Consider the following 25069-nt stretch of genomic DNA (forward strand, 5'->3'; position numbering starts at 1 on the left):
ACCGACGTAAAAAAAGCGGCCTTTGGCCGCTTTTTCTATTCGCGCCGGCGTTACGCCTGCGGCGGTACGAAACCGACGGCCTGATAGACCTTCGCCAGGGTTTCCTGCGCGCGCGCGCGGGCCTTGGCGGCGCCGTCGCGCATCACCTGCTGCAGATAGGCTTCGTCGTTGCGGAAGCGGTGGTAGCGCTCCTGCAGCTCACCCAGCATGCCGGAGACGGCTTCCGCCACCGCGCCTTTCAGGTGGCCGTACATCTGGCCTTCGAACTCGGCTTCCAGCTGCGCGATGCTCTTGCCGGTCACGCCGGCGAGGATATCCAGCAGGTTGGAGACGCCCGCCTTGTTGACCACGTCGTAACGCACGACAGGCGGCTCTTCCGAGTCGGTCATTGCGCGTTTGATCTTCTTGGTCACCGCTTTCGGATCTTCCAGCAGGCCGATCACGTTGTTGCGGTTGTCGTCCGACTTGGACATCTTCTTGGTCGGCTCCTGCAGCGACATGACGCGCGCGCCGGATTTAGGAATAAACGGCTCCGGCACTTTGAACACGTCGCCGTACAGCGCGTTAAAACGCTGGCCTACGTCGCGGCTCAGTTCCAGGTGCTGCTTCTGGTCTTCGCCCACCGGCACCTGATTGGTTTGATACAGCAGGATATCGGCCGCCATCAGCACCGGATAGCTGAACAGCCCGGCGTTGATGTTCTCCGCGTAGCGCGCGGATTTGTCCTTGAACTGCGTCATGCGGCTCAGTTCGCCGAAATAGGTGTAACAGTTCAGCACCCAGCTCAGCTGCGTGTGCTCAGGCACGTGCGACTGCACGAAGATGGTGCTTTTTTCCGGATCGATACCGCAGGCCAGGTACAGCGCCAGCGTATCCAGCGTGGCCTTGCGCAGCTTCTCGGCGTCCTGGCGCACGGTGATGGCATGCAGATCGACGATGCAGTAGATGCAGTCGTAGTCGTCCTGCATCTGCACCCACTGACGCAGCGCACCCATGTAGTTGCCGATGGTCAGTTCGCCGGACGGCTGCGCGCCGCTAAATACGATGGGCTTACTCATGTTTAAATTTCCTGATTCTCTAAAGATGACAGCCCAAGAGCGGGCAACAAATCGGCGAAGCGCTCCAACACCCGATCGGGGTGGCTCAGGGCGATCGATTCGCCGTAGTTATAACCGTAGGTAAAGCCGACGCTCGGGCAACCGGCACCCTGCGCGGCTTGAATATCGTTGCGGGAGTCGCCGACGAACAGCAGTTCATGCGCCCGCAGCCCAAGCTTGCCGAGCACCAGGTACAGCGGCGCCGGGTGCGGTTTCTTTTCCGTCACGTCGTCGCCGCCGATCACCAGCGAGAAATAGTCGCCAATGCCCAGCGCCGCCAGCAGCGGTGCCACGAACGGCGTCGGCTTGTTGGTCACCAATGCCATCGGGTAACCGTGCGCGGCCAGCCGGGCCAGCGTCTCTTGCACCTGCGGGAACAGGCGGCTGCCGCTGTCGACGGTCTGCGCGTAGAAATGGTCGAAGCGTTCACGCAGCCGGCTGCACTGCTCCGGCGTGCCTTCCGCTTCCGCCCAGCGCAGCGCGCGCTGCACCAGCACGTCGGCGCCGTTGCCGATCCAGGTGCCGACCCGTTCTTCACCCGCTTGCGGCAGGCCCGTCTCTTCCAGCGCCATATCGATGGCGGCTGCCAGACCCGGCGCGCTGTCGACCAGCGTGCCGTCCAGATCGAAGGCCAATGCGCGGATCGCGCCGAAATCAGCCATGGGTAACCTTCGCCAGCTCGCTGCGCATCTCGTCGATCACCTTGCGGTAGTCCGGCTGGCCAAAGATGGCGGAACCGGCGACGAACATATCGGCGCCCGCGGCGGCGATTTCGGCGATGTTGTCCACCTTCACCCCGCCGTCGACTTCCAGGCGGATATCGCGGCCGCTGTCGTCAATCAGCTTGCGCACCTGGCGCAGCTTGTCCAGAGTGCCGTGAATGAACGACTGGCCGCCGAAGCCCGGGTTAACCGACATCAGCAGGATCACGTCGATTTTATCCATCACGTAATCGAGGTAGCTCAGCGGCGTGGCCGGGTTGAACACCAGGCCGGCTTTACAGCCGTGCTCTTTGATCAGTTGAATGGTGCGATCGACATGCTCGGAAGCTTCGGGGTGGAAAGAGATATAAGACGCGCCGGCCTTGGCGAAATCAGGCACGATGCGATCCACCGGCTTGACCATCAGGTGCACGTCAATCGGCGCGGTAATGCCGTAGTTGCGCAGCGCTTCGCACACCATCGGGCCGATGGTCAGATTGGGCACGTAGTGGTTGTCCATCACGTCGAAGTGCACCACGTCGCCGCCTGCGGCCAGCACGTTGGCGGTATCTTCACCTAACCGGGCAAAATCTGCCGACAGAATGGACGGGGCAATCAAAAACTTTTTCATCCGCTTCTCCAAACGTAGGGTCGAGTTGTTATGCGCCGGGGTGCCCCCGGCTTAGCGATACAGCGCCAAAAGCTCGTTCACTTTGCTGCGGCCGAGAATGTTGCGGCTGATCGTGCGGCGCGCTTTCACCACATACAGCGCGGCATGCTGGTACCAGTCGCGCGTCAGCTCGGTATCGTGATTGGAGATCAATACCGGTACCTGGCTCTCTACCGAGAGCTGGTGCGCCAGATGCGCCAGGCTCTGCTGATCGGCGATGCTGAAGCTGTTGGTGTGGTAGGCGGTGAAATTCGCCGTCGCCGACAGCGGCGCATAAGGCGGATCGCAATACACCACGGCGCCGGCCACGGCCTTCGCCATGGTATCGCGGTAATGCTCGCAGACAAAAGTGGCATTGCGCGATTTTTCGGCAAACCAGTAGAGCTCTTCTTCCGGGAAGTACGGTTTCTTGTACCGGCCAAACGGCACGTTGAACTCGCCGCGCAGGTTATAGCGGCACAGGCCGTTATAGCAGTGGCGGTTCAGGTACAGAAACAGCAGCGCCCGGCGGTAAGGCTCGGTGCTAGTATTGAACTCTTCTCGCAGCAGGTAAAACTGATCCGAGTTATTGAATTCATCGGCGAAAAGCGTGCGGGCATCGCGCACGAAGTCATCCGTGCGCAGCTTAACGATGTTATACAGGTTGATAAGATCGCTATTGATGTCGGCGAGAATGTAGGCGTCGTAATCCGTATTCAGAAAGACGGATCCCGCACCCACGAAGGGCTCGATTAAGCAGTCTCCCGCCGGCAGATGGCGACGAATCTCATCTACCAGCGGGTATTTTCCACCAGCCCATTTTAAAAAAGCGCGGTTTTTCTTCATGCCGTCAATTAGCTACTTATACAATTCAGAGCGGCGGATTGTACTCTGTTTCAGACAGCACATCAGCGCACAAATTTAAATGATTTATTTTTTAAGATCTTGCTGCACTTGGTGTACAGGTCGGACCCACGGTTTTTTCGCCTGCACATCCGCCGGCAACGAAGCAATGGCGCGCTTCGCTTCTGCGGAAGACGCATAGTTGCCGCTTACCAGCACGTACCACGGTTTGCCGTCACGCTTGGTGGCGTACACCAGGTAGTTCTGCAGCTTCTGCTGTTTGGCGTAGGCGTTCAGCGTATCGGAACGCGAAGCGCTGCTCAGCTGCAAGGTATAGTGGCTGCCTGGCGCAGACTGCAGCGAACTGCCGCTGCTGGCGACCGCTCCCGCTTTCGCGGTAGAAGACGGCTTGGCAGGCGGCGTATACACCGTGGTCGGTGATTTATGCTGCGTCGCGCTCGGCTTGGCGGCGGTTTTCGCCGGCGTTTTATGCTGTTGCTGCGCGGTGCCCTGCACAGGGCGAGTCGTTTCGCGCGCCGCGGCGCCACTCATCACCGTCGCCGGTGCGGTCGGCAGCGTCGAGGCTGCGCCGGTCATGCCCTGGGTCGCGGCATCCACCTGCCCTTGCTGCTGCGACAGCGCATCCGCCATGTTGCCAGGCAGATCGACGCGCTGCTGCGCACCGCCCTGCTGAGGCTGAGTTTGCGCTTCGGTCGGCGTGCCGGAGATCGGCGGAACGCTGACGTTCTGCGGTTGCTGCGGCTGAGTCGCGCTCACGCCGTTGTTGTCATGGGTATCCGTGGTGCCGCCCGGCACGCCGTTATTGGCGGTGGTCAGCGACGAAGAACCGGACAGGTTGATATCGCGGGCCGCGCCGTTTTGCGCGCCGCTATCCTGAGCCGCTTCATGCTTGGTCGGCGCCTTCAAGGCGGAACCGATGCCGATAATCAGCAGCAACAGCACCAAAATGCCGATGCCGATCATCAAATGCTGGCGCGAAACGGCGAAGCGCGGCGCGGCGGCCGGCTTGCGCGAACGCGTAGGACGACGATCGCTGCTATCAGGTCTGAGATCGTCTTCCGGTTTAAACTCGTCCATCTGAAACCCTCCAACTAGAGGCAAAAGCCCACCACCGTAGACCTACCGTGGCACGGGCAGATTAACCCGATGATGGCAAAGCGACACCCGTCGTGCTCTGCTCACTGTATTAATATAGATGCAAATGGCGGCTAAGCCACTGTTACTTAGTCCGATTTAATTACGCTGCTGCTCAGGCAGGCAGGCGGCGATCGACGCCAACACCAGCTCATGCCCTACGCCGCCGCGCACTTCCGCCGCACCTATCGCGGTCGGCAGCACCAGACGCAGTTCACCCGCCAGCACTTTCTTGTCGCGCAGCATGTGCGGCAGATAGGATTCCGGCGTCATTTCCTGCGGCCCGCAGACCGGCAAGCCGGCCCGCAGCAGCAGCGCTTTGATGCGTTCGATATCTTCAACCGAGAACTGGCCGAGACGGTGCGCGGTTTCCGCCGCCATCACCATGCCCGCAGCCACCGCTTCGCCGTGCAGCCATACGCCGTAGCCCATTTCGGCTTCGATGGCGTGGCCGTAAGTATGGCCCAGATTCAGCAAGGCGCGCAGGCCGCTTTCGCGTTCGTCGGCGGCCACGACCTCGGCCTTCAACTCGCAGCAGCGGCGGATACAGTACGCCAACGCCTGCATATCCAGCGCCATCAGCGCATCAATGTTGTTTTCCAACCAGACGAAGAACTCGCGATCGAGGATGATCCCGTATTTGATGACTTCAGCCAGGCCGGAAGAGAGTTCACGCGTCGGCAACGTTTTCAGGCAATCCAGATCAACCACCACCGAAGCGGGTTGATAGAAAGCGCCGATCATATTTTTGCCGAGCGGGTGGTTGACGGCGGTTTTGCCGCCTACGGAGGAGTCCACCTGCGACAACAGCGTGGTGGGAACCTGAATGAAGCGCACGCCGCGTTGATAGCACGCGGCGGCGAAGCCGGTCAGATCGCCGACCACGCCCCCGCCGAGGGCGATCAGCGTGGTATCGCGCCCGTGCGGTTTTTCAAGCAGCGCCGAAAACACCTGCTCCAACACCGCCAGAGATTTGTACTGCTCACCATCGGGAAGGATCACCTGATCCACCACGACGCCCCCCTGCTCCAGCACCTGCCGGACACGCTCCAGATAAAGCGGCGCCAGGGTCTGGTTGGTGACCAACATCGCTTGCTCACCCGCCTTCAACGGCATAAAAGAAGCCGGATCGTTAAACAATCCGGCGGCGATGGTAATCGGGTAGCTGCGCTCCCCAAGCGTTACAGTAATTCTCTCCATGTCGCGCTCAGTTCTCTGTATGGTGCGGCGGTGGTTGATCCCCGCAACAGCGGGGAACACAAATCAGTTTTCCGCATTGGCCGACGGCGAACGCGAAAATCGGCAATCAGTTGCTTTCCAGCATGTTGATGATCTGGTTGGCAACCACTTTAGCGCTCTGATCGTCGGTGCGGATGGTGACATCGGCAATCTCTTCATACAACGGATTGCGCTCTTTCGCCAAGGCTTCCAGCACTTCACGCGGCGGAGAATCAACCTGCAGCAGCGGGCGTTTTTTATCACGCTGGGTACGAGCCAGCTGCTTCTCGATCGTGGTTTCCAGATAGACCACCACGCCGCGCGCGGACAGACGGTTGCGCGTTTCGCGCGACTTCACCGAACCGCCGCCGGTCGCCAACACAATCCCTTGTTTTTCCGTCAGTTCATTAATGACTTTTTCTTCACGATCGCGGAAACCTTCTTCCCCTTCCACGTCGAATACCCAGCCCACGTCAGCTCCGGTACGTCGCTCAATTTCTTGATCGGAGTCGAAGAACTCCATATTGAGTTGCTGAGCTAACTGACGGCCAATAGTGCTTTTGCCGGCACCCATAGGCCCAACCAGAAAGATATTGCGTTTCTCTGCCATGTTTTTCGGTATTACTAAGACAATTCGTTAATGTTAACCCGCCCCGCCAATCAAATCAGCGGCGGGACCTAAACTGAAACCTCATGAGCGATAGTGCGAGATCAGACGAAAAATTATCTCAACACTCTTGGTAGTTTGGCAACCGAATAAATCGCAATCCACGCCGCGGGAGGGAAACCATATGTTTTTAACGGCGTCTTGACGCTAACAAAAAACCTCGGTGCTCAATTCGGTAACCCTTGTAAGCTAAATCGGCCGCAGCGTCAAACGCAGATCCCCCCAAGGGGATAAAAAAGTGTATCTGCTCATCAACTTTAGGAGATTTGCCGCCCGGCCGACAGGCAGCCGCTTATCCCTTAATCAGGGTCGGCGTAATGAAGATCACCAGCTCGCGTTTTTTCTGTTGCGCGCCGCTTTGCCGGAACAAGCCCCCCAGCAGTGGTGCATCGCCCAATCCCGGCACCTTGTCCGCCGTCTTGCCGCTATGCCGTTGAAAAATACCGCCGAGCACCAGGGTTTCGCCGTTTTTCACCGTGATCTGCGTCTTAATCTCCTGTTTATCGATGGTCAGCGCTTCCCCCGCGCCCCGGCTGATGGCGCGCCCCGGCATATTTTGGCTGATGTGCAGCGTCAGCGTGATGCGTCCGTCCGGCAACACCTTGGGCGTCACCTCCATGCCCAGCACCGCCTCTTTGAACTCGATCGCGGTCGCACCGCTGGCGCCGCTCGACACTTCGTAAGGGATCTCGGTTCCCTGTTTGATACTGGCGGTTTGCAGATGCGCCGTCAGCAGGCGCGGGCTGGCGATGATCTCCACCTGATTCTCCTGCTCCAGCGCCGTCAGCTCGAGGCTCAGCAAACGCCCGCTGATGCGCGCCAGGTGGAAACCGGCGTTCACCGCGCTGCGCTCCAGCGGCAGGTTGACGCCGAGATTGCCCGGCCGCAGCGGCCGCGTCGGCCTGTCGTCGGGCGCCAATCCCCAACGCACGCCGAGTTCACGCAGGCTTTCGCTGTTGATGGTCACGATATGCGCCGCCAGCTGCACCTGTGCCAGCGGCGCGTCCATTTCCGTCACCCGTTTTTTCAACTGCGCCAGGATTGGCGCGGTGTCGCGCAGCAGCAGCGTATTGGTGCGCTTATCCGCCAGCACGCTGCCACGTTCGCTGAGCAAGGCGCCGCGTTGGGCATTGAGGCTTTCGGCAATCTCCGCCGCATCGCCGTTTTGTAACGTCAGGCTCAGGCTGTGCAGCGGTTGCCGCTGCGCCAACGCTTCTCGCTGCTGTCTTTTTTCCTGCGCGTCCGGCTCCGGGGCGATCAGCATTACGCTCCCCTCCCGCGTCATCGTCAGCTTGCCCATACGCAGGGTCAGCGCCAGCGCCTGAGGCCAGGGCACATTCTCCAGCCGCAGCGTCAGGTTGCCGCTCACGCCGGGCGCGGCGATCAGGTTCATCTGCCGATAATCCGCCAGCGCCTGCAGGATGACCGTCACCGGCGCATCCTGAAACTCCAGGGAAACCCGCTGCTTATCCTGCGCCTGCGCGGCGCCGAGCGCCAGGCACCACAGCGCCACGCCCAATCCAGCGCGTCCTTTCATGGTTTGCCATCCTTGTTGTTGTCCATCATGAGCGAGATGTCGCCCTGGCTCGCCGGGCAATCCGGTTCGGCCAGCAGCGCCGTTAACGTCAGGCTGCGCGCCTGCACCTGCGTCACCTGCCAGCGCTCGGCCAGTACCCGCTGCTGCGGCCGCAGGCGTAGCCATTGCCCCGCCGGCGTCACCACCCAGCCATAGCGCAGCGCCGGGTGCCCGATGACGCCTTTCAGTCGCCAGCCCGCCGGCGATGCCTCCGTTTGGGCACAAGCAGGCAGCGGAGGCGGCGCAAACGGATCGCGCGGCTCAGCACATAAGGCCCACGGCCATAGCAGCCACCACCAACGGCCAGGTCTTTTACTCATCGGCCTGCTCCTCGGCGGCATCCTGTAAAACCAACCTCGCCGTCATGCCCTGCGGCGGTGTCTCCACGCTCAGCTGCTGGAGGCGCAAATCGGCGGGCAGCGCCTCCAGCAGCACCAGCAAACCGGCGTAGTCAATGCGCAAGCTCAGCGTTTGCCGCGGCGGTTTTTCCTGCCGCTGCCAGCGCAACAGGGCGCCCCCCGCTCGTTGCAGCACGCTCGCCAGATCGCCGGTGGCGATCGGCGCAAGCGGCGCCGCCGGGATAGCGGTTTGCGGCACCTCGTCCAGTTGGCGTTGCACCATAGCGATCTGTTGCAACAGGCGCTGTTGCCGCTCCGCCGCGCTTTCCCGCTGACGCCATTCGTCTTGCAGCATCCAGCCGCCGCCCAACAGCGCCAACGCGCCGATGCCCAGCCCTTGCGCCACCAGCAATAGCCAACCCGGCAAGCTCAGCCAGAAGCGCAGCCCGGATGACAAACGGCTATCCATCACGCCCCCAGCGCGCCGCCAGGTGAAAGGAGTACAGGCCGTCTTCGCGTTGCGCCACCTCAGCCAAACGCAGCCGTGGCAACGCAGGCATCCCCGCCAGCCGTCGTTCGAACTGCGTGATGGCCGCAGGAGAGCGGCTCAATCCACGCAGCCGCAGGCCGTTCGCCGCATCGCTGTCCAGCGCCGTGAGCCACAGCAGGGGAGGAACGCTGGAGGATAATTGCTGCAGCAGCTGCAAATAACGCCGGTTATGTTGGGCGTTGCTCGCCTGCCGTTCGGCGCGGACACTGTGCAACGCTCGTTGCGCCCGCTCTTGCTGCTGCTGGCGGACGAGCAACGTCAATGCCGCCAGCTCTTCACCCAGCATCGCCAGCCGCGCCTGCCGCTGCGCCTGTTGATGCCGCAGCTGGCCGGCGATCAGGAACAGTGCCAGCAGCAGCGCCGCTACCTGCAACAGCAGCACGCCCAGCCAGAAATAGCCGCGCCGCCGCTCGCGGCGCTGGCGCCAGGGCAGAAAGTTGACCTGATACATCAGCGATCCTCCTCGCGCAGCGCCAGACCACCGGCCAACGCGAACGCCGAAGGATGCGCAGGCAACGGCGGACGCAGCTGCGTGAAGGCGCTGAGCGGCGACCAACCAAGGCAACCGGCGGGCAAGGCTCCCGCCAGCACACCGCCGGCATAGACCGGCCGATCGTCGCCCACCGGCATCTGGGCTTGCAGCGCCCGCAGCGCCTGCGCGTCATCGTCGCCCGGCGCCAGACCAAAAGCGAACGCGCCGTCGGCCGGCGCCACCCACAGCCATTCTCGTTCGAGACGGTGCATCAACCCCGCAGCGGGCGGCACGCCTGCCGCCGTCGCCATCATGCGCAGCGCACAGGGGGTGATATCGACCGCTTGCGGATGCAGGCCAGCCTGACGCAGACAATGCAGCCACTGCTGCAGCTCCTGCCGCCGCGCAGCGGTCAACAGCAGCGCCGCCTCATCCGCCGGCACGGCGCGATAGTCGAGCACCAACGTCTGGCCGTCGAGCGGGAACTGCTTCAAACCGTGGCCACCGATATAGTCGCTGCGTTCCGGCTCGCGCAGCCGCGCGTCCGGCTGCGTCATGCGCTGCTGTAACACGCGTTGCGCCGGTAGAGCAATGCGTAAGGAAATATGTCGCGGCAGCTGGACGCGCCATTGCCGCAGCACCCGGATCAGGAATTCGGAAGGTTGCAGGCAGCCATCGCGCAAAACTGCCTGCGGCAGCGCCTGCTGCCACCAGTGGCGCAACTGCCAGCCGTTGCGGCGGCGTTGGGCCGCCACCGCCCGCACGCAGTCGATTTGTATATCCAGCCCTACCTGCCATGCTTGAGGGAACATGTTTCGCAAGCCTCCATAACATCAGATGATAAAAGAACATATCCATGTCGCAGGCTTGCCTTTATACTACCGCGCGGTTGTTTATAAACTGCCCAAATGACTTAGAAATGGGAAATCTCAGGTGAAGTTCGTAAAGTATTTTCTAATCCTTGCAGTATGTTGCATCGTGCTGGGAGCAGCCTCGATTTTTGGCTTGTACAAATATGTCGAGCCACAGCTGCCCGACGTTGCAACGCTGAAAGATGTGCGGCTGCAGATACCGATGCAGGTCTACAGCGCCGATGGCGAACTGATCGCCCAATACGGCGAGAAGCGCCGCATTCCGCTGAAACTGGATCAAATTCCGCCGGTGATGGTGCACGCATTCATCGCCACCGAAGACAGCCGCTTCTATGATCACCACGGCGTCGATCCGGTCGGCATCTTCCGCGCCGCCTCCATCGCGCTGGTCTCCGGCCACGCTTCACAGGGGGCCAGTACCATTACCCAACAGCTGGCGCGTAACTTCTTCTTAAGCCCGGAACGCACCCTGATGCGTAAAATCAAGGAAGCTTTCCTGGCGGTGCGCATCGAGCAGATGCTCACCAAAGATGAAATCCTTGAGCTGTATCTGAACAAGATCTATCTGGGTTACCGCGCCTACGGCGTGGGCGCCGCCGCGCAGGTCTATTTCGGCAAAGACGTCAGCCAGCTGACCCTGAGCGAAATGGCGACCATCGCCGGCCTGCCGAAAGCGCCGTCCACCTTCAACCCGCTCTATTCGCACGATCGCGCCGTTGCCCGTCGCAACGTGGTGCTGTCGCGCATGCTGGACGAACACTACATCACGCAGGCGCAGTACGATCAGGCGCGTTCCGAAGATCTGGTCGCCAATTACCATGCGCCGGAAATCAGCTTCTCCGCGCCGTATCTCTCCGAGATGGTGCGTCAGGAGATGATCAAGCGCTACGGTGAAAACGCCTATACCGACGGTTACAAGGTTTACACCACCGTCACCAAACGGCTGCAGCTGGCGGCGCAGGAATCGGTGCGCAACAACGTGCTGGCCTATGACATGCGCCACGGCTATCGCGGCCCGTCCAACGTGTTGTGGAAAGTCGGCGAAGCGGCCTGGGATCGCAAACAGATTGTCGATTCGCTGAAAAACCTGCCGAACTACGGCCCGCTGGCGCCGGCGGTGATTACCGCCGCCAACCCGCAGGAAGCGACGGCGATGCTGGCCGACGGCAGCAGCATTGCCCTGCCGATGGCGACCATGCGCTGGGCGCGGCCATATCGCTCAGACACTCAGCAAGGCCCTACGCCGAAACGCGTCACCGACGTGGTGCAGGCCGGCCAGCAGGTATGGGTGCGCAAAGTGAACGACGCCTGGTGGCTGTCGCAGGTGCCGGACGTCAACTCGGCGCTGGTCTCGATCAACCCGAACGACGGCGCGGTGAAAGCGCTGGTCGGCGGCTTCGATTTCAACCAGAGCAAATTCAACCGCGTCACACAGGCGCTGCGCCAGGTAGGTTCGAACATCAAACCCTTCCTGTACACCGCCGCGATGGATAAAGGCCTGACGCTGGCCACCATCCTGAACGACTTGCCGATCACCCGTTGGGATGCCGGCGCCGGCACAGACTGGCGGCCGAAGAACTCGCCGCCGACCTACGACGGCCCGATTCGTCTGCGGCAGGGGCTGGGGCAATCGAAGAACGTAGTGATGGTGCGCGCGATGCGCGCGATGGGCGTCGACTACGCGGCGGAATATCTGCAGCGCTTCGGCTTCCCGGCGCAGAATATCGTGCATACCGAATCGCTGGCGCTGGGTTCCGCCTCCTTCACCCCGATGCAGCTGGTGCGCGGCTACGCGGTGCTGGCGAACGGCGGTTACCTGGTCGATCCGTACTTCATCACCAAAATTGAAGACGACAACGGCAATACGGTGTTCGAAGCCAAACCGAAAGTGGTGTGCAGCAGCTGCAACCTGCCGGTGATCTACGGCGACACCCACCGCTCGGCGGTGCTGTCCGACGACAACATCGAAAACGTCGCCACCTCGCAGGAAGGCAACAACAGCACGGTGCCGATGCCGCAGCTGGAGCAGGTTACCCCGGCTCAGGTACAGCAGGACGGCGACCAACAGTATGCGCCGCACGTCATCAGCACACAGCTGGCCTTCTTGATCCACGACGCGCTGAACAGCAACATCTTCGGCGAACCGGGTTGGATGGGTACAGCCTGGCGCGCCGGGCGCGATCTGAAGCGTCATGATATCGGCGGCAAAACCGGTACCACCAACAGTTCCAAGGACGCCTGGTTCTCCGGCTATGGCCCGGATACCGTGACCTCGGTGTGGATCGGTTTCGACGATCACCGCCGCGATCTGGGCCGGTCGACGGTATCCGGCGCCATCCCGGATCAGATCTCCGGCGGCGAAGGCGGAGCCAAGAGCGCCCAGCCGGCGTGGGACGACTTCATGAAGACCGCGCTGGAAGGCATCCCGGAGCAGAAAGTCACGCCGCCGCCGGGCATCATCAGCGTCACCATCGACAAGAGCAGCGGCAAGCTCTCTGGCGGTGGCGGCGGCAGCCGTTCCGAGTACTTCATCGAAGGAACGCAGCCGACGGACTACCCATCACGCGATACCGGCACCACGTTGACCGATCCGGGCGGTGAAAGCCACGAGCTGTTCTGATCGAAAAGGGCCAGAGAAATCTGGCCCTTTTTTTGTTCGGCGCGAAGCGTATCAGCGCGATGCGCGCAAAAACGCCTCGGAGAGGAACAGCGCGCTGACGTTGCGCGCCTCACGGAAATCCGGTTCCGCCAGCAGCGCCATCATGTTGGCGATCGGCCAGCGCACCTGCGGCAGGGGCTCTGGTTCATCCCCTTCCAGGCTCTGCGGATAGAGATCGTGCGCCAGCACGATATTCATTTTGCTGGAAAAGTAGGATGGTGCCATCGTCAGCTTGCTGAGAAAATCAAAGCGCTTCGCGCCGAATCCCACCTCTTCCATCAGCTCGCGGTTGGCCGCCTCCAGCACGCCCTCACCGGGATCGATCAGCCCTTTCGGGAACCCCAGCTCATAGGATTCGGTGCCCACCGCATATTCGCGGATCAGCAGCAGATCATCGCCAATCACCGGCACGATCATCACCGCTTCGCGATCCGAAGGCCGCATGCGCTCATACACCCGCCGAACCCCGTTGCTGAATTCCAAATCGACCGACTCGACGTTGAACAAACGCGAACGCGCGACGGTTTCCACTTTCAGAATTTTAGGTTTTTGCAGGTGTTTATCCATGATTGCCTCAAAAAGGTTACCCAGACGTGGACGGGGCAACCGAAATAATGATTGGCGTAACGCACGGCTCGTAGGCGCTCAAACGCTGACCAAATTCGATCCTGATCACATTGTGCGTTAAGGGCAAGCTCCGCTGCAACGCGCATGAGCAGTAATTTACTTTCTTTTAACAAGCGTAGCCAGCGGCCGGCGATTTTCCGTACTGATTCAGCAAACAGCGTGCAAGAAAATAGGATAATGCCGATATCGACGGCAGAGGCAGGTTGCTAGTATCACGCAGGCAAGAATCAGTGATAAAATGGCCTTGCGTCATGAAGGAATGAGATCCAGAGCGAGAATCTGTTTGTTCCCTCATTAGTTCTGGGTGCCTCCTGGCGGTTTACTCCGTATAATATTCAGCTTTTCATCAGGTTGGCGAAATTCACGGTGTGAGATGGGGATTGCATGAGCACAATAGTGTTGATATTGGCCTTAGTGCTTGTCTGTCTGATTGCCGCCGGTCTGTACCTGTGGTTCAAGGCTCGCAACCCGTCGGCGCTGGCGCACGCGCTGCCGTTTATCAAACCAGCCCACCGCAAGCTGACCGACGAAGAGCGCGCCGCGGTCGAATTCTACCTCAATCAGCAAAACAAGCTGAGCAACAAACTGTTGCCCGGCGGCGGCGCTACGCTGCCCGCGGCCAAGCTGGCGCTCACCCCGCAAAGCGATAACGTTTATCCCGTCACGCACGCCATCACCCGCTACGGGCTGGCCAGCGACGATCCCAATAAATGGCGCTATTACCTCGACGCTGAAGAGGTGCATCTGCCGCCGTTCTGGGAGCCCTATATCACCGCCGACAACCATGTGGAAGTGATCAGAACCCAGACGCTGCCGCTGGTGATTTCGCTCAACGGGCATTCGCTGAAAGATCATATTCACGACCGGCCGCAGCCGCCGGTGGTAACCGCCGCGCCGACCAAAAACGCGTCCATCCGCAAGGAGGAGAGCGAGCATGTCGAGCTGGTCAATATTCGCAAGGAAACGCCGGAAGAGCATGCGCTGAACCGGCCGAACGGCATCCGTGAAGCCGTTATCATCTCCGTTGCGCTGCTGCTGCTGTTCTTCAGCCTGATAAGCCCGGTGCTGGTGATCCCCTGGATGATTTTCGTGGCGGTGCTGATGATCGCCTGGGGATGCTGGAATCTGTTCCGTCGCCCGGCCTCACGCGAGCTGAAGGAGATCCACTGTCTGCGCGGCACGCCGAAGCGCTGGGGCCTGTTCGGCGAATCCGGCCAGGGGCAGATCAGCAACATTTCGCTCGGCATCATCGATCTTATCTACCCGCCGCATTGGCAGCCTTACCTGACGCAGGACCTGGGCAAGACCACCGACGTGGACGTCTACCTCAATCGGCAGGTGGTGCGCCAGGGGCGCTTCCTCTCGCTGCATGACGAAGTGAAGAACTTCCCGCTGCAGCAGTGGGGCCGCAACGCGGTGCTGGTCGCCAGCTCGGCGCTGGTGCTGCTGTTGCTGCTGATCTATATCCCGCTCAACCTGCCGCTGACCCTCAGCATGGCCTGGCTGCAGGGCGCGCAAAAAGTGGAAGTGACCAGCGTACAGGCGCTGGAGGCCACGCCGCTGCGCATCGGCGACACGCTGAAAGTGCGCGGCAGCGGCATGTGCTATGTGCCGCCGCCGGCCAACGGTGGCGGCGCCGCCAATTTCGCGCCGTTCGACTGCTCCGGCATTTATTGGAACAACGCCGCCCCGCTGCCGCAGCCGGAATCGGAAGTCATAGACAAAGCGACGGCCCTGCTGGCTACGGTCAACAGCCAGCTGCATCCGAGCGGCGCCGATCAGAAGGTCAACCCGCAGTTGGCCAGCGCCATCGAGAAATCCGGCATGATCCTGTTGGATGACTTCTCTGATATCGTTCTGAAAACACAGGATTTGTGTCAGGCAGAAAATGACTGCGTGCGGTTGAAAAACGCCCTGGTCAACCTGGGTAACGCCAAAAACTGGAGCGGTTTGGTGAAACGCGCCAGGTCCGGCGCGCTGCAAGGCGTCAACGTGCTGCTGCGCCCGGTGAGTGCCGAATCGCTGGACAGCCTGACCAAAGTGGCCACGTCGTCGTTCATCTTCAATGAAACGCGTCTGGCCGCCGCGGCGCTCAACAGCCCGCCGCCGGGCGGTTTCCTGATCCGCAGCGACGAAGGCCGCCAACTGGTCAGCCACCCGCAATCCTCGGCGCCGCAGAGCGAATACAACGCCCTCGACCAGTGGAATGAGCTGCAGCGCCTTTCCACTCTGCTGCTGCATACCCCGTTCCAGGCGCAGGGGGTGATCACCAGCCTCAGCGTCGACGCCAACGGCACCCGCCACGTGGCGCTGCACAGCGAACCGGACATGATCACCCTGTGGCGCTACCTCGGTACCAGCCTGCTGTTGCTGGCGGTGGTCATCAGCCTGGGCTATAACGCCTGGCGGCTGGTGCAGCGTCGGCGCATCAATCAGCACCGCGTCGCCGATATCCAGCGTTACTACGACAGCTGCTTCAATCCGCAGCTCAATCCGATGTCGATGCGGCCGATGGCCTGAACCTGGCGTCGGGGCCTCCGCCCTGTCATCTGCTTATGCTACGCTAACGCTATTATTCTCATCTGCGGACCGCCCGTCGGTCCGCCCGTGGAGTTTTTATGGTTCCCGAGTTTGATTGGCCGCAGATCGATACCGTGCTGCTGGATATGGACGGCACCTTGCTGGATCTGGAGTTCGACAGCCACTTTTGGCTCAGCCTGGTGCCGCAGGCGCTGAGCGAAAGGCGCGCCATTCCGTTCGACGAAGCCCGCAATATCATTGAGCGGGAATATCATGCGGTGCAGCACACCATGAACTGGTATTGCTTCGATTACTGGAGCGAGCGGTTGGATCTGGATATCTACCGCATGACCAGCGAAGTGGGCAGCCGCGCCCGGCTGCGCGAAGACACCGAGCCGTTTTTACAGGCGCTGCGCGACGCCGGCCTGCAAACCATTTTGCTGACCAATGCGCATCCGCACAGCCTGGCGGTGAAAATCGAGCATACCGGCCTCGATCGGCACCTTGATTTATTGTTTTCCACCCACACATTTGGTTATCCGAAAGAAGATCAGCGTCTGTGGCAGGCGGTGCAGCAGCACACCGGATTCAATCCGCAGCGCACGCTGTTCGTCGACGATGGCGAGCCGATCCTCGACGCGGCGCGCGCTTTCGGCATTCGTTACTGCCTGGGCGTGCAAAACCCGGACTCCAGCACGGCGGAAAAAAGCTTCCAGCGCCATCCGTCGATGCGCGACTATCGCCTGCTGATACCGGCGCTGGCCAAGGGGGAAGCATGAAGGAAAAAGCGACGCGCGACGACGCGGTCCGGCTGGACAAGTGGCTGTGGGCCGCACGCTTCTACAAGACCCGCGCGCTGGCGCGCGAAATGATCGACGGCGGCAAGGTGCATTACAACGGCCAGCGCGGTAAGCCGAGCAAGATTGTCGAACTCAACGCCGAGCTCAAGCTGCGGCAGGGTAACGAAGAACGAACCGTGATCGTGCTGGCGCTGAGCAGCCAACGCCGCGGCGCCGGCGAGGCGCAGCAAATGTATCAGGAAACCGAAGCCAGCATCGCCAACCGCGAAAAAATGGCGCTGGCGCGCAAGATGAACGCGTTGACCATGCCGCATCCGGACCGCCGTCCGGACAAAAAGGAGCGGCGCGACCTGATGAAATTTAAATTTGGTGAGCCGGAATAACCCCTCACCGCAATGAGAGAAGATTATGTCCAACCATGACCAATTGCACCGTTACCTGTTTGAAAACTACGCGGTGCGCGGCGAGCTGGTTACCGTCAGCGAAACCTATCAGCAGATCCTGAATAATCACGACTACCCGGCGCCGGTGCAAAAGCTGCTGGGCGAGCTGCTGGTCGCCACCAGTCTGCTGACCGCGACCCTGAAGTTCGACGGCGACATCACCGTGCAGCTGCAGGGCGACGGCCCGCTGAAGCTGGCGGTGATCAACGGCAACAACCGCCAGGAGATGCGCGGCGTTGCGCGCACCCAGGCGCCTATCGCCGACGACAGCACCCTGCATCAGATGATCGGCAACGGTGTCATGGTCATCACCATTTCCCCGACGGAAGGCGAGCGCTATCAGGGCGTGGTCGGCCTGGAAGGTGAAACCCTGGCCGAGTGCCTGGAAGCCTACTTCCGCCAGTCCGAACAGCTGCCAACCCGCCTGTTCATCCGCACCGGCGAAGCGGAAGGCCACGCCGCAGCGGCCGGTATGCTGCTGCAGGTGCTGCCGGCGCAGGACGGCAACCTCGATGATTTCGATCATCTGGTGCAACTGACCAACACGGTAAAAAGCGAAGAGCTGTTCGGCCTGCCGGCCAACGAAGTGCTGTACCGCCTGTATCACCAGGAAGAAGTCACCCTGTACGAACCGCAGGACGTGCAGTTCCGTTGCACCTGTTCACGCCAGCGTTGCGCCGACGCACTGCTGACCCTGCCGACCGATGAAGTGGCGGACATGCTGGAGCAGGACGGCAATATCGACATGCACTGCGACTACTGTGGCAGCCACTATGTCTTTGACCCGGTTGATGTTGCCGCCTTGTATGCGGGTAATACCGGCGAAAGCGACAGGTTGCACTAAGTTATACCCCCTTCGGCGGGCGCGCCCGGCGCCCGCCAACGCCCGCCGTTTGCACGTTTGCTTTTTTCCGTGTGCTATCTCTCAGATCGTAACGAAATACCGCCTAAAACGTTAAATATTTGATACCCATCGCTGTTACGCACCGTTAGATCCCTACAATTGCCGCCAGAAATTCTGTGACCAAGGAGTAGTAACATGCGCGTTAAAGGTATAACCCCTCAGGATCTGGCCGCTTACGGCATTCACGACGTTAGCGAAATCGTTCACAACCCGAGCTATGAACTGCTGTTTAAGGAAGAAACAGACCCATCTCTGGAAGGTTTTGAGCGTGGGGTAGTCACCAAGCTGGGTGCCGTCTCCGTCGATACCGGCATCTTCACCGGCCGCTCGCCGAAAGACAAATACATCGTCCGCGACGACATCACCCGCGATACCGTGTGGTGGGCCGATCAGGGCAAAGGCAAAAACGACAACAAACCCCTCAGCCCGGAAGTGTGGGCCGATCTGAAACACCTGGTCACCGAACAGCTTTCCGGCAAGCGCCTGTTCGTGGTGGATACCTTCTGCGGCGCCAACGCCGACTCGCGCCTGAAAGTGCGCTTCATCACCGAGGTCGCCTGGCAGGCGCACTTCGTGAAAAACATGTTCATCCGCCCGAGCGACGAAGAGCTGGCTGACTTCGAGCCGGACTTCGTGGTGATGAACGGCGCCAAATGCACCAACCCGAACTGGCAGCAGCAAGGCTTGAACTCGGAGAACTTCGTCGCCTTCAACCTGACCGAGCGCATGCAGCTGATCGGCGGCACCTGGTACGGCGGCGAAATGAAGAAAGGCATGTTCTCGATGATGAACTACCTGCTGCCGCTGAAAGGCATCGCCTCGATGCACTGCTCGGCCAACGTGGGCGAGAAAGGCGACGTGGCGGTGTTCTTCGGCCTGTCCGGCACCGGCAAAACCACCCTCTCCACCGACCCTAAGCGTCAGCTGATCGGCGATGACGAGCACGGCTGGGACGACGACGGCGTGTTCAACTTCGAAGGCGGCTGCTACGCCAAGACCATCAAGCTGTCTGAAGAAGCCGAGCCGGACATCTACCACGCCATCAAACGCGACGCGCTGCTGGAAAACGTCACCGTGCTGGCCGACGGCAGCATCGACTTCAACGACGGTTCGAAAACCGAGAATACCCGCGTTTCTTACCCGATCTACCATATTCAAAACATCGTCAAGCCGGTGTCCAAGGCGGGTCACGCCACCAAGGTGATCTTCCTCACCGCCGACGCTTTCGGCGTGCTGCCGCCAGTATCGCGCCTGACCGCCAACCAGACTCAGTACCACTTCCTGTCCGGCTTCACCGCCAAACTGGCCGGCACCGAGCGCGGCGTCACCGAACCGACGCCAACCTTCTCCGCCTGCTTCGGCGCCGCGTTCCTGTCGCTGCACCCGACGCAGTACGCCGAAGTGCTGGTGAAACGCATGCAGGCCGCCGGCGCCCAGGCTTACCTGGTCAACACCGGCTGGAACGGTACCGGTAAGCGCATCTCGATCAAAGATACGCGCGGCATCATCGACGCCATCCTGAGCGGTGAAATCGACAAGGCGGAAACCGTCACCCTGCCGATCTTCGATCTGGCGATGCCGACCGCGCTGCCGGGCGTGAACCCGGAGATCCTCGATCCGCGCAATACCTACGCCAGCCTCGAGCAGTGGCAGGAAAAAGCGCAGGATCTGGCCGAGCGCTTCATCACCAACTTCGACAAATACACCGACACGCCTGCGGGCGCCGCGCTGGTCAGCGCCGGCCCTAAGCTGTAATTCGGTAGCGTTACCTCTTCAGCTAAGGCGCGGATCCCGCGCCTTTTTTTATTTTCAGCGATTGCTTTTTAACCAGCAAGGCGAGAAAATAAGTCAATGCAATCATTGATAGCAAAGGAGGTTTCAATGGCTACTATCACCGTCAGAAATCTGGACGACGAAATCAAAGAGCTGCTGCGTATTTCAGCGGCGAAAAACGGCCATTCCATGGAAGAGGAAGCGCGCATGATCCTGAAACAGGCGCTGGTGAAAAAGCCGCCGCGCTATGGATTGGGTACCTGGATGCATCAGCACTTCGCCGAATTTGGCGGCGTCGAGCTGGAGATCCCACCGCGTGACGCCGTGCCACCACGCATCGTCACCTTTGATGATGAAGATGACAACGCATGATCATTCTCGACACCAACGTCATTTCAGAAACGCTGCGCCCCAGCCCGTACTACAACGTCATTAACTGGCTAAATGAAAAGGACAATGACGATCTCTATCTGAGCGCCATTGTCCTGGCCGAACTGTTCAGCGGCGTCGCCTGCATGCCTGACGGCAAGCGCCAGCGGGATCTCAAGCTCAAATTGGCGGACGCTCTTGAATTGAAGTTCGAGGGGCAGATATTGCCGTTTGATGGGCTGTGCGCGATGCAATACGCGGAATTGACGGCAAGGAATCGGCTTCTGGGTAAAGCGATGAGCGTGCCGGATGCCCAAATCGCCGCCACCTGCCTGCATTACGGCGCCGCCCTGGCCACCCGCAACACCAAAGACTTCCTCCACTGCGGCATCGAGTTAATCGATCCGTGGCAGGCGCCGACCGGCCGTCGGTTGCATGAGGATGCGGCGGAATACTACGTGATGAGCAGGAAGTCCTGACGGGGCCGCAACGACGCGGCCCGCGCCAAGCGCGTCAGGCGTTTTCCCTGGCGGTTTGATGGCCGTTGGCCGACTCTTTTTTCTCCATCGGCAACGGAATATACGCGCGGATCAAGAGCCCGCCGCGTTCGCTGGTGCCGATTTCCAACTCACCGTCGTGCGCATCGATAATACGCTGCACGATCGCCAGCCCCAGACCGGTGCCGCTGGTGCTGCGCGCGCTGTCACCGCGGACGAACGGCTGCAGCAGGTGCTTCAACTCTTCCGGCTTGATGCCCGGGCCGTCGTCTTCCACCTGGAACCAGCCGCGCTGCAGCTCGCGGCCGCTGCTGACCTTGATCCAGCCGTTGCCGTAACGCGCCGCGTTCACCACCATGTTCACCGCCGCCCTCTTAATCGACAGCGGGTGCACGTTCATCATCAGTTCACCCGGCGACAGCGCGGTTTCAATCACCCGCTCATAGCCGCTTTCCGCCGCGACCACCTCGCCCAAAATGGCGTTCAGATCGCTGCTTTCGGTCGGCATCTCCTGCCCGGTGCGCAGATAATCGATGAACTGCTCGATGATGGCGTTGCACTCTTCGATGTCTTTATTGATCGACTCGGCCAGATAGCCGTCTTCGGCGCTCATCATCTCCGTCGCCAGCCGGATACGCGTCAACGGCGTGCGCAGATCGTGGCTAACCCCGGCCATCAGCAAGGTGCGGTCATCCGCCAGCTGCTTGACGCCCGACGCCATCTGATTGAATGCGCGAGTCACCGACCGCACTTCGGAAGCGCCATACTCGCGCAGCGGCGGCGGAATAATCCCCTTGCCCACCTGCAGCGCCGCATGTTCCAGCTCCACCAGCGGGCGGTTTTGAATGCGGATAAACAGCCAGGCGCCGCCGATCGCCAGCAACATGATCGCCAGCGTATAGCGGAACAGCGGAGAGAAGTCGCCCTGGTGGATTTCCGTCAGCGGCACGCGCACCCAGATATCGGGCTGCAGCCAGGTTTTCAGCCACACCACCGGGGAGTTCTTGTTCACCTCCACCCGCACATCGGTCGGCCCGCCGAGCTGCTGCGCCATCTGCTGGCTGAGGAACTGGTAGTGCTGCGCCCAGCGCAGGCCGCTCTCCTCCGCCGCCGAGTTGGTGTAGAGAGAGATGCCCAGTTCGCGGTAGATCTCGCGGCGGAACGCCGGCGGCACTTCCAGCAGCGTGCCGTCCTCCAGCTGCAGCCGATCGGTCATCAGCATACGCACTTCGTAGGCCAATACCTTGTTGAACTGCTGCAGGCTGGGCAGGATGGCGAAGTTCAGCACCACCAGATAGGTCGTCACCAGGCTGACGAACAGCAGGGTGACGATCAACAACAGGGTTCGGGCAAACGAGCTACGCGGTGAAAAGCGTAATCGCCTCATGCCTTGCTGCCGTCCGGGACGAACACGTAGCCGAGACCCCAAACGGTCTGGATATAACGCGGATGCGCCGGATCTTCTTCCACCATGCGGCGCAGGCGAGAGATCTGCACGTCGATGGAGCGCTCCATGGCGCTGTATTCGCGGCCACGCGCCAGGTTCATCAGCTTATCGCGCGACAGCGGTTCACGCGGGTGGCTGACCAGCGCCTTCAGTACCGCGAACTCGCCGCTGGTCAACGGCATCGGTTCGTCTTCGCGGAACATCTCGCGGGTGCCGAGGTTCAGTTTGAATTTGCCGAACGCGATCACCGCTTCTTCCTGCGAAGGCGCGCCCGGCAGCTCGTTAGCCTGGCGGCGCAGCACTGCACGAATGCGAGCCAACAGCTCACGCGGGTTAAACGGTTTAGGAATGTAGTCGTCGGCGCCGATTTCCAGCCCGACGATGCGATCGACCTCTTCACCTTTGGCGGTGACCATAATGATCGGCATCGGGTTGCTCTGGCTGCGCAGGCGGCGGCAGATGGACAGGCCGTCTTCGCCCGGCAACATCAGATCGAGCACCATCAAATGGAAGGATTCACGGGTCAGCAAGCGATCCATTTGCTCAGCGTTGGCAACGCTGCGAACCTGGAAGCCCTGCTCGGTTAAATAACGTTCCAAAAGTGCGCGCAGGCGCATGTCATCATCGACAACCAGGATCTTATGATTCTCTTGCATGGTATTACTCCCAAAGGCTTTATTGCCTGACTCGAATATTGTTAGAAAACCTTGCCATTTGAGACAGCGTTTAATGGTATGTATTCTAGACGAAATTGTTACAAAGCTTATTCTTTTCCCCATTTATCAACAATTTTCAGTGAATGTCGACGGGGGTTCGTCAAAATATCGCCCTTTATCAGCGCAATGTGGGGCCGCGGCCCAATTTTACGCAATTTCGCCACCGGCAAACCGCACGGTGGCGTTTTGACGGCGAGTCAGGAAGTCTGCAGGAAACGCGCCAGCTGCCGGCGCAGCTGCCGGTTCTCTTGCTGCAGCGCCTCAACCCGATCGAGCAACGTCAGCGCCATGGCGATCCCCGGCCAATCCAGATCCAGCTCGGCCCGCAGCCTGCGCGCACGCTGCAGATGGCTCAGCGCCGGGTAGTCGAACTCCCAGCTCGGCTGCGCCGGCTCCAGCGGCACGATCACGCCCAGGCCAACGATCTCGACCAGCTCATCCTCTGAAATCTCCACCCGTTGGCACAGTTCCACCACGGTGAAAGTGATCTCTTTCTTCATCATGTGCTTTACTCCCATTCCGCGCGCGGGTTGAACGCCGCCTGTTCAGCCAGTTCTCGCCACAGGGCGCTGGCCTTCTCGTTCGGCTTCGGCGGCATCACCACCTTGAGAATGACATACAGGTCACCGGGCTCTTTCTTGCCCGCCAGCCCCTTGCCCTTGACCCGCAGCCGTTTGCCGCTCTGGCTGCCGGCCGGCACGGTCAACGCGATTTTGCCGGTCAGCGTCGGCACCTCAATGCTGGCGCCGAGCGCCGCCTCCCAAGGGGCGAGAGGTGCCACGATGCTCAGGTTGTGGCCGTCGATCTCAAACAGCGGATGCGGCGCGAGGCGGATGACCAGATACAGATCGCCGTTCTGGCCGCCGCCCACGCCGGCAACGCCCTGCCCCTTGAGGCGAATGCGCTCGCCGTCGCCCACCCCGGCCGGGATTTTCACGTTCAGCGTTTTGCTGGCTTCGCTCACCTGCCGCCCCAGCTCGTCGTACACCGGCAGCTTGTAGGAGATCTCGCGGCTTTGGCCATGCAGCGTTTCCTCGAGGAACAGCGGCACCTCCATCTCGAGATCCTGGCCGCGGAAGCCATGCCCGCCGTGCGAGTGCGAAGCGGAGCGATACCCGCCCGCCGCACGCCCGCCGAACATGCTTTCGAAGAAATCGGAGAAGTCTTGCGCGTCGGCGCCGCCGCCGTGCCATGAAGCGCTCTGCTGGTAGCCGCCGCGATCGCCGCGCGCCTGGCGGCCAAAGTTCGGATCGTTGCGGTGCAGCCGGATCTGATCGTACTCGGCGCGGCGCTCTTCGTCCTTCAGCACCTCATAGGCTTCGGCCAGCTCCTTGAATTTGCTCTCGGCGTCTTCTTCGGTGCTCACGTCAGGGTGATATTTACGCGCCAGCCGGCGGTAGGCCGTTTTGATGGTTTTCAGATCGGCGTTGGGCTCAACGCCCATCGTTGCGTAGTAATCTTTAAATTCCATGCGGTAATACCTTCAATGTGTTGGGTTGTGCGCCAAAATTCCTTGTCTCTCTCGCCAGATATCCTCCTTTCGTCACATTCCTTTTCCGCTATCGCTAAGCATACTCCCGATTGTTAAAAGCTGCGCAAACTGAATAACAACCGTGCGGCAACGCGCAGGCCCGCGCGCCATTTCTAAAGCCCCCCGCATTCACGTACACTGTGGCGGTGGCCCCATAAAGATAAATCACCATGAGAACTCAACTGATAACCCGTGAAGGGTATGACAAGCTCAAGCAAGAGCTGGATTACCTCTGGCGCGAAGAACGCCCCGAGGTGACCAAGAAAGTGACCTGGGCCGCCAGCCTGGGCGACAGAAGCGAAAACGCCGACTACCAGTACAACAAGAAGCGGCTGCGCGAGATCGACCGCCGCGTCCGCTATCTGACCAAATGCCTGGAGCAGCTGAAGATCGTCGATTACTCTCCGCAGCAGGAAGGCAAGGTGTTCTTCGGCGCCTGGGTGGAAGTGGAGAACGACGACGGCGAGACCAAACGCTTTCGCATCGTCGGTTACGACGAGATCTTCGGCCGCAAGGATTACATCTCCATCGACGCGCCGATGGCGCGCGCCCTGCTGAAAAAAGAGGTCGGCGACGTCGCCACCGTCAATACGCCGCTGGGCGAGGCGCAGTGGTACGTTAACGAGATAGACTACCCGAAGTAAG

General features: G+C 60.7%; 26 protein-coding genes. 9 read left to right on the forward strand and 17 right to left on the reverse strand.

Annotated features, from left to right (window positions below; all coding sequences use genetic code 11):
• Window positions 1–50: 50 nt before the first annotated feature.
• The 12 genes from trpS to pilM form a co-directional block, all read right to left on the reverse strand.
• On the reverse strand, window positions 51–1058 hold the full coding sequence (gene trpS / locus ACJ8MK_RS17100; RefSeq protein WP_025304534.1) for a tryptophan--tRNA ligase: 1008 nt from the start codon (window positions 1056–1058) through the stop codon (window positions 51–53).
• A gap of 2 nt (window positions 1059–1060) precedes the next feature.
• Window positions 1061–1759 (reverse strand): phosphoglycolate phosphatase, encoded by a 699-nt coding sequence (locus tag ACJ8MK_RS17105; protein ID WP_015379295.1) that lies wholly within the window; start codon window positions 1757–1759, stop codon window positions 1061–1063.
• Window positions 1752–2429 (reverse strand): ribulose-phosphate 3-epimerase, encoded by a 678-nt coding sequence (gene rpe, locus ACJ8MK_RS17110; protein WP_004930320.1) that lies wholly within the window; start codon window positions 2427–2429, stop codon window positions 1752–1754. Before rpe ends, ACJ8MK_RS17105 begins: the two co-directional genes overlap by 8 nt.
• 51 nt (window positions 2430–2480) lie before the next feature.
• Window positions 2481–3293 carry an adenine-specific DNA-methyltransferase gene (dam, locus tag ACJ8MK_RS17115; RefSeq protein ID WP_004930319.1) on the reverse strand — a complete coding sequence of 271 codons (813 nt, stop codon included), beginning with the start codon at window positions 3291–3293 and terminating at the stop codon, window positions 2481–2483.
• A gap of 84 nt (window positions 3294–3377) precedes the next feature.
• Window positions 3378–4388 carry an SPOR domain-containing protein gene (locus ACJ8MK_RS17120; RefSeq protein WP_033636298.1) on the reverse strand — a complete coding sequence of 337 codons (1011 nt, stop codon included), beginning with the start codon at window positions 4386–4388 and terminating at the stop codon, window positions 3378–3380.
• 156 nt (window positions 4389–4544) lie between these two features.
• On the reverse strand, window positions 4545–5645 hold the full coding sequence (aroB, locus tag ACJ8MK_RS17125) for a 3-dehydroquinate synthase (RefSeq protein ID WP_033649322.1): 1101 nt from the start codon (window positions 5643–5645) through the stop codon (window positions 4545–4547).
• A gap of 106 nt (window positions 5646–5751) precedes the next feature.
• Complete coding sequence (gene aroK / locus ACJ8MK_RS17130) at window positions 5752–6273, reverse strand: shikimate kinase AroK (protein WP_004391482.1); 522 nt, start codon at window positions 6271–6273, stop codon at window positions 5752–5754.
• A 349-nt stretch (window positions 6274–6622) separates the two neighbouring features.
• Window positions 6623–7867, reverse strand: coding sequence for a DNA uptake porin HofQ (gene hofQ, locus ACJ8MK_RS17135; protein ID WP_158692541.1), 1245 nt, complete (start codon window positions 7865–7867; stop codon window positions 6623–6625).
• On the reverse strand, window positions 7864–8226 hold the full coding sequence (locus tag ACJ8MK_RS17140) for a HofP DNA utilization family protein (RefSeq protein ID WP_126191904.1): 363 nt from the start codon (window positions 8224–8226) through the stop codon (window positions 7864–7866). Before ACJ8MK_RS17140 ends, hofQ begins: the two co-directional genes overlap by 4 nt.
• On the reverse strand, window positions 8219–8713 hold the full coding sequence (locus ACJ8MK_RS17145) for a hypothetical protein (RefSeq protein WP_039569176.1): 495 nt from the start codon (window positions 8711–8713) through the stop codon (window positions 8219–8221). Before ACJ8MK_RS17145 ends, ACJ8MK_RS17140 begins: the two co-directional genes overlap by 8 nt.
• Entirely contained in the window at window positions 8706–9245 is a 540-nt protein-coding gene (locus tag ACJ8MK_RS17150) for a PilN domain-containing protein (protein ID WP_442517918.1), read from the reverse strand. Before ACJ8MK_RS17150 ends, ACJ8MK_RS17145 begins: the two co-directional genes overlap by 8 nt.
• On the reverse strand, window positions 9245–10078 hold the full coding sequence (gene pilM, locus ACJ8MK_RS17155; RefSeq protein WP_442517919.1) for a type IV pilus biogenesis protein PilM: 834 nt from the start codon (window positions 10076–10078) through the stop codon (window positions 9245–9247). Before pilM ends, ACJ8MK_RS17150 begins: the two co-directional genes overlap by 1 nt.
• A 121-nt stretch (window positions 10079–10199) precedes the next feature.
• Between pilM and mrcA the strand changes: the two genes are divergently transcribed.
• Complete coding sequence (gene mrcA / locus ACJ8MK_RS17160; RefSeq protein ID WP_033654851.1) at window positions 10200–12758, forward strand: peptidoglycan glycosyltransferase/peptidoglycan DD-transpeptidase MrcA; 2559 nt, start codon at window positions 10200–10202, stop codon at window positions 12756–12758.
• 51 nt (window positions 12759–12809) lie between these two features.
• On the opposite strand, the gene nudE is transcribed toward mrcA, so the two are convergent.
• Window positions 12810–13364: an ADP compounds hydrolase NudE gene (nudE, locus tag ACJ8MK_RS17165; RefSeq protein ID WP_033636306.1), complete on the reverse strand. Its 555-nt coding sequence runs from the start codon at window positions 13362–13364 to the stop codon at window positions 12810–12812.
• A gap of 444 nt (window positions 13365–13808) precedes the next feature.
• On the opposite strand from nudE, the gene ACJ8MK_RS17170 reads away from it, so the two are divergent.
• The 7 genes from ACJ8MK_RS17170 (at window position 13809) to ACJ8MK_RS17200 (ending at window position 20712) form a co-directional block, all read left to right on the forward strand.
• Window positions 13809–15944, forward strand: coding sequence for an intracellular growth attenuator family protein (locus tag ACJ8MK_RS17170; RefSeq protein ID WP_033649328.1), 2136 nt, complete (start codon window positions 13809–13811; stop codon window positions 15942–15944).
• A 98-nt stretch (window positions 15945–16042) separates the two neighbouring features.
• Complete coding sequence (yrfG, locus tag ACJ8MK_RS17175) at window positions 16043–16723, forward strand: GMP/IMP nucleotidase (RefSeq protein ID WP_442517920.1); 681 nt, start codon at window positions 16043–16045, stop codon at window positions 16721–16723.
• Entirely contained in the window at window positions 16720–17127 is a 408-nt protein-coding gene (gene hslR, locus ACJ8MK_RS17180) for a ribosome-associated heat shock protein Hsp15 (RefSeq protein WP_033636309.1), read from the forward strand. Before yrfG ends, hslR begins: the two co-directional genes overlap by 4 nt.
• 25 nt (window positions 17128–17152) lie before the next feature.
• On the forward strand, window positions 17153–18031 hold the full coding sequence (gene hslO / locus ACJ8MK_RS17185) for an Hsp33 family molecular chaperone HslO (protein ID WP_033636310.1): 879 nt from the start codon (window positions 17153–17155) through the stop codon (window positions 18029–18031).
• Between the two features lie 195 nt (window positions 18032–18226).
• The gene (gene pckA, locus ACJ8MK_RS17190) at window positions 18227–19846 is read left to right on the forward strand and encodes a phosphoenolpyruvate carboxykinase (ATP) (protein WP_015379308.1); all 1620 of its coding nucleotides are present in this window, start codon (window positions 18227–18229) and stop codon (window positions 19844–19846) included.
• A gap of 126 nt (window positions 19847–19972) precedes the next feature.
• Window positions 19973–20236, forward strand: a complete 264-nt coding sequence (locus ACJ8MK_RS17195) for a FitA-like ribbon-helix-helix domain-containing protein (RefSeq protein ID WP_004930730.1) — start codon at window positions 19973–19975, stop codon at window positions 20234–20236.
• Complete coding sequence (locus tag ACJ8MK_RS17200) at window positions 20233–20712, forward strand: type II toxin-antitoxin system VapC family toxin (RefSeq protein ID WP_033636311.1); 480 nt, start codon at window positions 20233–20235, stop codon at window positions 20710–20712. Before ACJ8MK_RS17195 ends, ACJ8MK_RS17200 begins: the two co-directional genes overlap by 4 nt.
• 34 nt (window positions 20713–20746) lie before the next feature.
• On the opposite strand, the gene envZ is transcribed toward ACJ8MK_RS17200, so the two are convergent.
• The 4 genes from envZ to cbpA form a co-directional block, all read right to left on the reverse strand.
• On the reverse strand, window positions 20747–22117 hold the full coding sequence (gene envZ / locus ACJ8MK_RS17205; protein ID WP_033636312.1) for a two-component system sensor histidine kinase EnvZ: 1371 nt from the start codon (window positions 22115–22117) through the stop codon (window positions 20747–20749).
• A complete protein-coding gene (ompR, locus tag ACJ8MK_RS17210; RefSeq protein WP_004709363.1) occupies window positions 22114–22833 on the reverse strand; it encodes an osmolarity response regulator transcription factor OmpR in 720 nt (239 codons plus the stop codon). The genes envZ and ompR overlap by 4 nt, the downstream gene beginning before the upstream one ends.
• Window positions 22834–23090: 257 nt before the next feature.
• Window positions 23091–23396, reverse strand: coding sequence for a chaperone modulator CbpM (locus ACJ8MK_RS17215; RefSeq protein WP_033636313.1), 306 nt, complete (start codon window positions 23394–23396; stop codon window positions 23091–23093).
• Window positions 23397–23401: 5 nt separating this feature from the next.
• Window positions 23402–24364, reverse strand: coding sequence for a curved DNA-binding protein (cbpA, locus tag ACJ8MK_RS17220; RefSeq protein WP_442517921.1), 963 nt, complete (start codon window positions 24362–24364; stop codon window positions 23402–23404).
• 230 nt (window positions 24365–24594) lie between these two features.
• Between cbpA and greB the strand changes: the two genes are divergently transcribed.
• On the forward strand, window positions 24595–25068 hold the full coding sequence (greB, locus tag ACJ8MK_RS17225) for a transcription elongation factor GreB (RefSeq protein WP_033636315.1): 474 nt from the start codon (window positions 24595–24597) through the stop codon (window positions 25066–25068).
• The last annotated feature ends 1 nt before the right edge of the window (window position 25069 follow it).

It is taken from the genome of Serratia sp. CY38905, assembly GCF_052168875.1.
Classification (GTDB): Bacteria; Pseudomonadota; Gammaproteobacteria; order Enterobacterales; family Enterobacteriaceae; genus Serratia; species Serratia sarumanii.